Origin of the sequence: Pseudoalteromonas sp. (genome assembly GCF_041629635.1) — a bacterium.
GTDB lineage: Bacteria > Pseudomonadota > Gammaproteobacteria > Enterobacterales > Alteromonadaceae > Pseudoalteromonas.
On the sequence record NZ_JBFKMX010000120.1, the window covers coordinates 1 to 10,993 of the forward strand.

A 10,993-nucleotide genomic window follows, 5' to 3' on the forward strand; every position below is an offset into this window, starting at 1 on the left:
ACTTACTTCGATGTAATAACCATGTACCTTGTTATAGCTAATTTTTAAGGTGGCAATGCCAGTGCGCTCTCGTTCACGAATTTCCATCTGCTCGAGAATATCAGTGGCGCCTTTGCTTAAATTACGCCATTGATCAAGCTCGTGATTGTAGCCGGGGGCAATCACACCACCATCGCGAATCAATACCGGTGGATTGTCGATAATAGCTTGCTCAAGCAAGTCTTGTAACTCAGATAAAATTGGAGTGGCTTGCTTAATTTGTGTTAGGCGCGTGCTGCTCGCATCATTGATTAAGTCATGAATTGGATGCAGTGTTTGTAGTGCCAAACGCAAACGCGACAAATCACGAGGTCTTGCTGAGCGCAGCGCTAAGCGCGCAATAATGCGCTCCAAATCGCCAACTTGTTTAAGTGTGTCGTGTAGTTCGTGGTTAATAGCTAAGTCGTGGATTTCACCCAGTGCATCAAGGCGATTGTTTAACTCTTGTTGATCGCGAATTGGGCTATGCAGGCGACGTTTTAGTAAACGAGAGCCCATTGGAGTCGCTGTTTTATCAAGCACTTGCGCAAGAGTGTTATCAAAACCGCCCGATAGATTAACAGTAAGCTCTAAATTTTTACGGGTTGCAGCATCAAGAATGACATTTTGCTCATTTTGCTCAAGGCCAATCGCATTTAGGTGCGGTAATGTCGTGCGCTGAGTATCTTTAACGTATTGCATTAAGCAGCCCGCAGCTTGCAGAGCAAGTGCTGCGTTTTCAACGCCAAAACCAACTAAATCTTTAGTGCCAAACTGTTTATTTAATGCGGTCTTCGCGCTGTCTAAATCGAATTCCCAAACAGGGCGACGGCGCAGACCATTATATTGCTCAATGATACGGGTATTTCCGAGCGTTTCAGGATATAACAATTCAGCAGGTGAAATACGCTGCAAGCTCGATGTCAGCGCTTCGTCATTATCAACTTCTAAAATACGAAAACGTCCAGAGTTAATATCTAAATAAGCAATACCATAGGCGCCTTTGTCGTTGTGCGAAATAGCGCATAGTAGATTGTCTTGACGCTCTTTTAATAAGGCTTCGTCAGAAATGGTGCCTGGTGTGATAATTCGCACCACTTTGCGCTCAACAGGCCCTTTGCTGGTGGCAGGATCGCCGACTTGTTCGCATATCGCAACTGATTCGCCCATTTGTACTAGGCGTGCTAGGTAGTTCTCAACTGCGTGATAAGGCACGCCCGCCATAGGGATAGGATCACCGCCAGCTTTGCCGCGATGAGTTTGCGAAATATCAAGTAATTCGGCAGCGCGTTTGGCATCATCAAAAAACAGTTCGTAAAAGTCGCCCATGCGATAGAAAACGAGAATATCTCGATGCTCAGCCTTAATTTTTAAATATTGCTGCATCATTGGCGTTTGTTGGCTGATAGTATGGTCTGAATATAAATCTAACGGCATAATTGACTAATAGTTGTTATGTAAAAGGTAAAAAAATGATATTACCCGCTCATATTTCTGAGCTAGCGGCAAAGTTGGGTGCTAGTTTAACCAATAAAAAGCTTTGGATCACTACTGCTGAATCATGTACTGGTGGTGGCATTAGCTATGCATTGACCGATACCGCAGGTAGTTCTGCATATGTTGATCGCTGTTTTGTTACCTATAGCAATGAGGCAAAGCATGAGTTACTAGGTGTAAACACTGATGTACTTGAACAATTTGGCGCGGTAAGCAAAGAAACCGTAGAACAAATGGTGGTTGGTGCAATGCAAGCTGCTAATGCTGATGTGGGAATTGCTGTTTCTGGCATCGCAGGTCCAGGTGGTGGCAGTGTTGAAAAACCTGTTGGTACTGTATGGATTGCGATAAAAGTACTGGATAAACTATCAGTTAATCACTGTTTATTTGCCGGTGATCGTGCTGAGGTTAGATTGCAAGTTATTGAATATTCATTAGAAAAAGCAGTTAAGTTAATAAACTCATAAAAAACACTTGATACTGGTAATCTATACAGTATACTTTGCTGCGTAACAGAGATTTGGAGAGTCAAATGGACGATAATAAACAAAAGGCCCTAACAGCTGCGCTATCACAAATTGAACGCCAATTTGGTAAAGGCTCAATTATGAAGCTAGGCGATAGCCAAGCACTTGATATTGAAGCTATTTCAACTGGTTCGCTAGGTATTGATATCGCATTAGGCATTGGCGGTTTACCAACAGGCCGAATTGTTGAAATTTATGGTCCAGAATCATCAGGTAAAACAACGTTAACATTACAAGTAATTGCATCAGCTCAAAAAGAAGGTAAAACCTGTGCTTTCGTTGATGCGGAACATGCCCTAGACCCAGTTTATGCTGAAAAATTAGGTGTAAATGTTGACGAGCTTTTAGTTTCTCAACCTGATACAGGTGAACAAGCATTAGAAATCTGCGATATGTTAGTACGTTCTGGTGCGGTAGATGTGGTGATTGTTGACTCTGTTGCTGCATTAACTCCAAAAGCGGAAATTGAAGGCGATATGGGTGATACCCATGTTGGTTTGCAAGCGCGTTTAATGTCGCAAGCACTGCGTAAGTTAACGGGTAACATCAAGCGTTCAAACACGCTTTGTATTTTCATTAACCAAATTCGTATGAAGATTGGTGTAATGTTTGGTAACCCAGAAACTACAACGGGTGGTAATGCACTTAAATTCTACTCTTCAGTTCGAATTGATATCCGTCGTACGGGTTCAGTAAAAGAAGGTGATGAAGTTGTTGGTAACGAAACTCGCGTTAAGGTCGTTAAAAACAAAGTTGCACCGCCATTTAAGCAAGCTGAATTTATTATCATGTACGGTCAAGGTATCTCAAAAGAAGGAGAGCTAATTGATTTAGGTGTTAAACATAACCTAGTTGATAAAGCGGGTGCATGGTTTAGCTACAAAGGCAGCAAGATAGGTCAAGGTAAAGCTAACTCAATTAAGTTCTTAAAAGAAAATGTTGAGATTGCCAATGAGATTGAGCAAAAGCTTCGTGAAATGTTATTACTTCAAGCAACAATTCAACCTGAAGAAGGTGAAGCAAAAAGCTTAGCGGAAGATGACGTAGAACTATAACGACATCGCTATTTTATAAAGGTCACTAATGTGGCCTTTTTTGCGTTTATGTTTACAATTTTTTGCTCACTTTAAGTGTCATGCTAGCTAAAAGTAGCTAAAATGGCGTTTTTTGTAGCTTACTCAAGAACGGACGCACTTATTGTCAATGAAATTGCTTACTAGAATGATGAAGTTAGCGCTTATTTCCAGCGCGCTGACTCAGCCTTTACTTGCTCAACAGGAAGAGCTAACCCTAATTAACACTACTACATCAAATGATGTTGTTAAAGCGATTGAAGTGCCAAGCTACAATTTGCCAAGCAATAGAGATTGGAACTTACACCAAGTACCGGAAGATTTTTATCAATCACCTTACCAAGTAAATTTATTTGCTGCAGAGCATGGTCAAGATAACGAACGTTTATGGTCTCAAACCAAGTCCGTAATGGCATACGGTTTTGGTGTTGCCGGTTTTATTCTTATGCTGCCAGAAGATATCTCAAAATGGGATAAAGAAAATGGCGTATTTTCTAAGTGGACTGAGAACGTTAAAGAAGGACCCACATGGGATCGTGATGTATGGTGGTTGAACTGGCTGGGGCATCCCTATTTTGGTGGTGTATATTATCAAGTGGCACGCAAGTCAGGCTATCGTCAATGGGATTCATTTCTTTATTCTTTTTCAATGAGTACCTTTTATTGGGAATATGGTATTGAAGCGTTTGCAGAAGTACCATCAATGCAAGACTTAGTGATTACCCCAGTGTTAGGGTGGGCGTATGGAGAGTGGGCTTATCAGACTGAAATGGAAATTCGTAGTACCAATGGCGAAGTATGGGGTTCAAAAACGTTAGGGGAAATTTCATTGTTTCTCCTAGACCCAATAGATGCTGCAGGTCAAGGCATCAACAATCTGTTTGGAACAGAGGTCGTCAAAGCGGGTACCGGTGGGCTGAACTTTGCAAAAATGCCACTGCCTAATGGCGAGTTTGAAGATCAGGTTCAACTGAGTGTCAATTATCAACTTGGTTCAGGTAAAGCGTATCAAGCACCTACCTATCAAAAAAATTACATTAGTATTAAAGACTCTGTTGATATTGGTGTGATCGGCATAGGATTAAACTATGGTCAGTTGACCCCTGGTACTCATTGGGGCCTAGAGCAAGGAACAGCGGATGGTTGGAACTTAGGGTTATATTATTCACCGAAGTTTTCCATGAAGCTTGATTATTTGAAAGGTAAATTGACCCGTAAAAATAGTCAAGTTAATGAAATGTTTGAGCAATTTAATGTGGGTGCAAACTATTATTTTAACAGTGATAGCAATTGGCGGCCATTTATTAGCGCTGGTGCTGGAGAAATGCTTTATGCTAAAAATAAAGGTGAGCAAGGCGCAAGTACTTTTGCACTTAATGCGGGAGTTGGTTTGCACTACAAAATAAATAATAATTTTGCCTTTCAATTAGATGCTAAACGATATTTTAATAGTAAATACAGCAACCACGATGATGCATATAACTTATCACTGATTTACTTTTTTGGTGAGGGGCAAAGATAAAAATAAGCGACCAATTGGTCGCTTATTACTGACAACAACTTAGGAAGCAATCTAAGTTAACTGGTTTGCAAGTATGCTTTAAAAAACATACTTAGCAGAAAGCTGTAGGCGGTTGATATCGCCATCAGCACCACTTTCAGTTTCGCGTTCACCCACTTTATACTCAACACCAAACGTCATCTTTTTCTCTGGTGAATATAATAAGTTAGCACTATAACTCATTGAAGTTTTTGTTGGATCTTTTGTGATGTGAATTAAATCTTGATTATTATCTGCACTGAAATAAGAAGCTAGGAAAGTAGAACGAAGCTTGTCACTCCAGTGATGTTGGTAACCAATAAAGCCTGAAATTGAATCGATTGCATCAAGATCGTTACCATTTAACACTGCACCATGTGCGACGTTTAGACCGACATATCGGCCTAATCCTTTGCCTGTGGTAACCATATACTTTAAGTTATTCTTACCAAAGTCCATACGACCAGAGGCACTCACACCAAAAGACGATGTTGATGCATCAGCACCACCGGCTTTATAGGTGAGCTGTCTTGCAAGACCGGCAATAGTGAAGTGACCCCAATCGCCCTTAAAAGTATAGCGAGCTGTAATGTCTGGCAAGCTAGAGTCGTCGGTTTCATTGCGCACGCCACCGGTAGTTGTAATGGTGCTCTCAGGGTTTTCAGCAGACACAGAGAAACCACCAGAGGTATATTTGACCATTGCTTGTCGAACGAAAACAGTACCCTCCGCAGGGCCGACAAAATCAAGCGTTTCAGGAAGAGCACTGACATTTTGAAAGTTGGACCAAGCTTGGCCAAATAAGAAACCATTGTAAGTAACAAAAGCTTGACGAATACGTGGTGCATAAGAGTTTGTTACACGCTCATTTCCACCAGGTGAAGCGATAAAATCGAGCTCAATTTTAGTATTTATCGACTTGCTGTTGTCTAATTTAGTCGATGTCGCAAAGTTAAAACGTGATTGACGCGCATGCATATCAAACACAGGATCTGTGTTAGCATCAGAACCTACAGGTGTAGTGCTTGGTACATAAAAATCACGGCCTATACTGGTTCCACCAACTGTACCCGCTGACCAGTCACTCCACATAGCATCAAGCTTTATGTAACCGCCATATTTTACGTCAGTTGATTCAAGTACCCCAGCTTGGGCTGAGGTGCCAACCAAAACTGCTAAGACGCTAAGCGTTGTTATTGTTAGATTATTGTTTTTCATTACTGTATCCCGATTAAGTTAACATCTTCACTTTTGGCTATGTTCAGATTTTGCTCAATTACCCATTGGTCTATACGACTAAGGTATAGTCAGCTTGTATAGTTCTGGTGTGAATTAGATAAAACCTATCGAGGAGATTGATTTTTATTGTAAATTTTATGTGATTAAGTTGTTATTTATTAAGGTGTCACTTTAAATTGTTAAAATTAAAGTATAACTGTTTAGATACTAAAGAATATTTGAATATTTGTCATATATTCAGTTGTAAATAAAGATGAGCTTGAATACCTATTACTAATATTCATATTGAGATACTACTAAGGTCTAATTCTTTATGCTGATTAGCTGAGTAATGCTTGAGGGTAAGGTCTAGGGTGCATTTAAGTAACTAGCAGCAAAGTTAAAAGGGGACACACATGTCACAAGAAATCTATCCAGTGCCAGCTTCAGTGAAAGAAGCTGCGTTAATCGACGAAGCAAAATATAACGAATTATATCAATGGTCGATTGATGACCCAGAAGCCTTTTGGGGTGAACAAGGTAAGCGTCTTGATTGGATTAAGCCATTTACTAAAGTAAAAAACACATCGTTTGACAAAGGACACGTTAATATTCGCTGGTACGAAGATGGCCAACTTAATGTATCTTACAACTGTATTGACCGACACCTTAAAGATAAAGCAGACAAAGTTGCTTTAATTTGGGAAGGTGATAACCCTGAGCAATCTGAAAATATTACTTATCAACAACTGCATGATGAAGTCTGTAAGTTAGCAAATGGTTTAAAAAAACTGGGTGTTAAAAAAGGCGACCGCGTGGCGATTTATATGCCAATGACACCACAAGCGATTTACGCGATGCAGGCATGTGCGCGTATTGGTGCTGTTCACTCAGTGGTTTTTGGTGGTTTCTCACCTTCAGCTATTGCAGACCGTATTAAAGATTCAGGCGCTAAAGTGGTAATCACGTCGGATCATGGTCGCCGAGGTGGCAATGCGGTGCCACTTAAGGCGAATGTGGATGAAGCATTAACGCAAGCTGGTGTTGATTCAGTAGAAGCTGTTATTGTTCATCGGCTAACAGCTGGTGATGTTACGTGGAATGATGTTGATGTTTGGTGGCATGACTTAGTTGCTGATCAAACTACGACTTGTGAACCTGAAGTGATGGACGCAGAAGATCCACTCTTTATTCTTTATACATCTGGCTCTACCGGTCAACCAAAAGGCGTAGTTCATAGCTCTGCAGGTTACTTAGTTTATACTTCACTTACGCATCAATACGTTTTTGACTTGCAAGATGACGATATTTACTGGTGTAGTGCTGATGTGGGTTGGATCACGGGTCACAGTTATATTGCTTATGGTCCGCTTGCGAATGGCTGTACTCAGGTTATTTTTGAAGGTGTACCAACCTATCCATCATCAGGTCGCATGGGTGAGGTGGTTGATAAGCATAATGTAACTATTCTTTATACCGCACCTACAGCAATCCGTGCATTGATGGCAAAAGGTGATGAGCCAACCGCATCTTCTAGACGTGAGTCACTTCGTATCTTAGGGTCAGTAGGTGAGCCAATTAACCCTGAAGCATGGGCTTGGTATTACGAAAATATTGGTAATAGCAAGTGTCCAATTGTCGATACATGGTGGCAGACTGAAACAGGTGGTATGATGATTACGCCATTACCAGGTGCAACAGACTTAAAGCCAGGTTCTGCAACGCGTCCATTTTTTGGCATTTTACCTGCGTTATTTGACGCTGAAGGTGAAACACAGCAAGGTGCAACGGACGGCAATCTGGTTATTCTTGATAGCTGGCCCTCTCAAGCGCGCACTGTTTATGGTGACCATGAACGTTTTGAACAAACGTATTTTTCAGCCTATCCAGGTGTGTATTTCACAGGTGACGGTTGTCGCCGTGATGAAGATGGTTACTACTGGATCACAGGACGTGTTGATGACGTATTAAATGTATCTGGTCACCGTTTAGGTACAGCGGAAATCGAAAGTGCACTAGTAGCCCATGAAGCTGTTGCTGAAGCTGCTGTTGTGGGTTTCCCACACGATATAAAAGGTCAAGGTATTTACGTATACATCACACCGAATGATGGTGTGGCAGTAAGTGATGAGTTGACCAAAGAAGTGCGTAATTGGGTACGTAAAGAGCTAAGCCCAATTGCAACACCAGATATGATCCAATGGTCTCCAGGTTTACCAAAAACACGCTCTGGTAAGATTATGCGTCGTATTTTACGTAAGATCGCTGCAAATGAATACCAACAGTTAGGTGATACATCAACGTTAGCAGATCCGAGTGTTGTTGAGGAGTTAATCGAAAACCGCTTAAACCGTTAATTAGGTTTGAGAATCGACTAAACTCGCAGTAACATGAAGGCTGTTATCAGTGATAACAGCCTTTTTATTAGGAGTTATATATGAGCAAGTTTTTGATAGCGGATGATCACCCTTTATTTCGAGAAGCGTTAAAAGGGGCTTTAAATGGCAGTTTCGCTGATTTAGAAATCTTTGAATCAGAAAATTTTGATACAACGCTCAATGTACTAGAACAACAACAAGAGCTCGATTTACTATTATTAGACCTACATATGCCAGGCAGTGGCGATTTGTACGGTTTAATTCGCATTCGTGAAGATTACCCCGATTTACCTATTGCCGTTATTTCGGGTACTGAAGATATTCAAGTGGTTTCGAAAGTGATGAGTTATGGTGCACTTGGTTTTATTCCTAAATCATCCTCATCAGCAGAAATTGCTGAAGCCATTGAAGAAATTTTAGATGGTGAAACCTGGTTACCAACATCAATGGCAGATAAAGTTGGAGAAGTGATTGAACAAGACGCTGAGCTTGCACAGCAAGTTGCATCACTTACACCACAGCAATATAAAGTTTTAAGTTATTTACATGAAGGTTTACTCAATAAGCAAATCGCTTACGAACTAAACATTTCAGAAGCCACGGTCAAGGCACATATCACCGCAATTTTTAGAAAGCTTGGCGTTTATAACCGTACACAAGCGGTATTAATTGCTAGCAAGCTGCAATTAGAGCCTGTTGAATCCAATTAAACCATTTACAAATAAAAAACCGAGCAGATTAGCTCGGTTTTTTTATTGTGTTTATAAATATAACTGACTTGTTTTAGCTTGAGGTTAAGCGAATAAATTTATCTGCTAACTCATCCAGTGTTTCATTGTGTTCTGGGTCTTTTTTGATGCAGTCAATAGGGCACACACTTACACAGGTTGGTTGGTCATAGTGACCAACACACTCAGTGCATTTATTTGGATCAATTTGATAAATTTTATCACCCATGTAAATAGCCTGATTCGGGCATTCTGGGTCGCACATATCGCAATTGATACATTTCGAATTTATCATCAACGCCATGATGTTACGCCTTTTTAAAAGGGTTACGCGTATCTTGGTCTGAATCTAAATTACGTAATAAAATCGCTTTATCAAGGTCAATATCTTCCGGCAATGGAATTTTTACAATATGACCAGAACCTTTTGCATCATCAATGCGTTCACCTTTCTTACTTTCCATATGGTCTAAAGTAAACTGGATATTGCCTTGTGGTGTCATAAGTTCCATTGAATGGCCTGTACAAAACTTATTTTTCACATCAATTTCAACCAAACCATTGTTGTGACGACCGAGTACTTCACCAACAAACTGCTGCTTGTCAGATACTGAGTGGCCGTATTCATAGTTTTGATATTCTTGATGCACATGGCGTTTTAAGAAACCTTCGGTATAACCGCGGTGTGCAAGGTTTTCTAGGGTACGCATTAAGTTTGGATCAAACGGTTTGCCTGCTACAGCATCATCAATGGCTTTACGATAAACCTGTGCAGTTCGTGCAACGTAGTAGAACGACTTAGTACGCCCTTCTATTTTTAAGCTATGAACGCCCATTTTAGTAAGTTGATCAACGTACTGTACCGCACGCAAATCTTTTGAGTTCATTATGTATGTGCCATGCTCATCTTCAAATGCAGGCATATATTCACCTGGTCGACCTTGTTCTTCCAGCATAAATACTTCGTTTGTTGGCGCGCCTTCACCTAATGTTGGAATCACTGAACTAGGATCAATTTTATGAACTACATCACCTGTTTCGGTTTCCTTGCCCGGTTTTACATCGTATTCCCAACGACATGCATTGGTGCAGGTGCCTTGATTTGGGTCGCGTTTATTAATGTAGCCAGAGAGCAAACAGCGGCCAGAGTACGCCATGCATAATGCACCGTGAACAAACACTTCTAATTCGGTTTCAGGACATAACTCACGAATTTGACCAATTTCTTCTAGTGATAATTCGCGAGATAAAATAACGCGTTCAATTCCTTGCTGCGCCCAGAATTTAACCGTTGCATAGTTTACCGCATTAGCTTGAACAGAAAGGTGAATCGGCATATCTGGCCACTTTTCGCGTACCAACATGATTAAACCAGGGTCAGACATAATCAAGGCATCAGGGCCCATTTCAATAACCGGTTCAATATCTCGTAGGTAGGTATTTACCTTGGCGTTGTGTGGCGCAATATTTGATACCACATACAATTTTTTACCTAAATCGTGTGCTTCATTAATGCCGAGCGCTAAATTATCAAGGTCGAACTCGTTATTACGCACGCGCAAACTGTAACGTGGTTGGCCTGCGTAGACTGCATCAGAACCATACGCAAAGGCATAACGCATATTTTTAAGGCTGCCTGCTGGCGATAATAATTCAGGCACAAAAGGTTTGTTCATTTGGATATCCTCATACATCGAACTGGGTTCTGGCCAGTTGCATGATTAAAAAAGCGCGCAATTTTATCTTAGTGCTAACAAACAGGTGTTGATGTAGATCAACTTTTCAAAGTGACTTGCAATAGCATCATCAAAACGTGAAAAATAAAGAATATTAACTGGAAAATTTCTATTTTGATGAAAAATTAATCAGAATATTTTCGGTTTTAATAGGATTTTCACATAAATATGCGTATAATTCGCGGCCGTTAAAATCATTAATTATTTATGGAGCATAAAAGATGGCTTTAGAGCGTACTTTTTCTATCGTAAAACCTGATGCAGTTGCTAAAAACCAC

Annotated in this window: 9 protein-coding genes; 5 read left to right on the top strand and 4 right to left on the bottom strand. The window is 40.6% G+C overall.

The window, feature by feature from the left end:
- On the bottom strand, nt 1-1,455 hold a 1,455-nt coding region (mutS, locus tag ABYD77_RS14750), incomplete at its 3' end, for a DNA mismatch repair protein MutS (RefSeq protein ID WP_372770883.1).
- 35 nt (nt 1,456-1,490) lie between these two features.
- Between mutS and ABYD77_RS14755 the strand changes: the two genes are divergently transcribed.
- From ABYD77_RS14755 to ABYD77_RS14765, 3 genes are all read left to right on the top strand, one after another.
- Complete coding sequence (locus tag ABYD77_RS14755; protein WP_372770884.1) at nt 1,491-1,982, top strand: CinA family protein; 492 nt, start codon at nt 1,491-1,493, stop codon at nt 1,980-1,982.
- Between the two features lie 65 nt (nt 1,983-2,047).
- Nucleotides 2,048-3,097, top strand: coding sequence for a recombinase RecA (gene recA, locus ABYD77_RS14760; RefSeq protein ID WP_372770885.1), 1,050 nt, complete (start codon nt 2,048-2,050; stop codon nt 3,095-3,097).
- A 166-nt stretch (nt 3,098-3,263) separates the two neighbouring features.
- Nucleotides 3,264-4,637, top strand: coding sequence for a DUF3943 domain-containing protein (locus ABYD77_RS14765; protein WP_372770886.1), 1,374 nt, complete (start codon nt 3,264-3,266; stop codon nt 4,635-4,637).
- Nucleotides 4,638-4,715: 78 nt separating this feature from the next.
- Here ABYD77_RS14765 and ABYD77_RS14770 read toward each other — a convergent pair whose 3' ends face one another.
- A complete protein-coding gene (locus tag ABYD77_RS14770; RefSeq protein WP_372770887.1) occupies nt 4,716-5,873 on the bottom strand; it encodes a DcaP family trimeric outer membrane transporter in 1,158 nt (385 codons plus the stop codon).
- Nucleotides 5,874-6,289: 416 nt separating this feature from the next.
- Between ABYD77_RS14770 and acs the strand changes: the two genes are divergently transcribed.
- Nucleotides 6,290-8,230, top strand: coding sequence for an acetate--CoA ligase (gene acs / locus ABYD77_RS14775; protein ID WP_372770888.1), 1,941 nt, complete (start codon nt 6,290-6,292; stop codon nt 8,228-8,230).
- A gap of 80 nt (nt 8,231-8,310) precedes the next feature.
- Complete coding sequence (locus ABYD77_RS14780; protein ID WP_372770889.1) at nt 8,311-8,961, top strand: response regulator transcription factor; 651 nt, start codon at nt 8,311-8,313, stop codon at nt 8,959-8,961.
- A 73-nt stretch (nt 8,962-9,034) separates the two neighbouring features.
- Here ABYD77_RS14780 and ABYD77_RS14785 read toward each other — a convergent pair whose 3' ends face one another.
- Entirely contained in the window at nt 9,035-9,283 is a 249-nt protein-coding gene (locus ABYD77_RS14785; protein WP_372770890.1) for a YfhL family 4Fe-4S dicluster ferredoxin, read from the bottom strand.
- A gap of 4 nt (nt 9,284-9,287) precedes the next feature.
- A complete protein-coding gene (gene yegQ, locus ABYD77_RS14790) occupies nt 9,288-10,655 on the bottom strand; it encodes a tRNA 5-hydroxyuridine modification protein YegQ (protein WP_372770891.1) in 1,368 nt (455 codons plus the stop codon).
- Nucleotides 10,656-10,993: the final 338 nt, after the last annotated feature.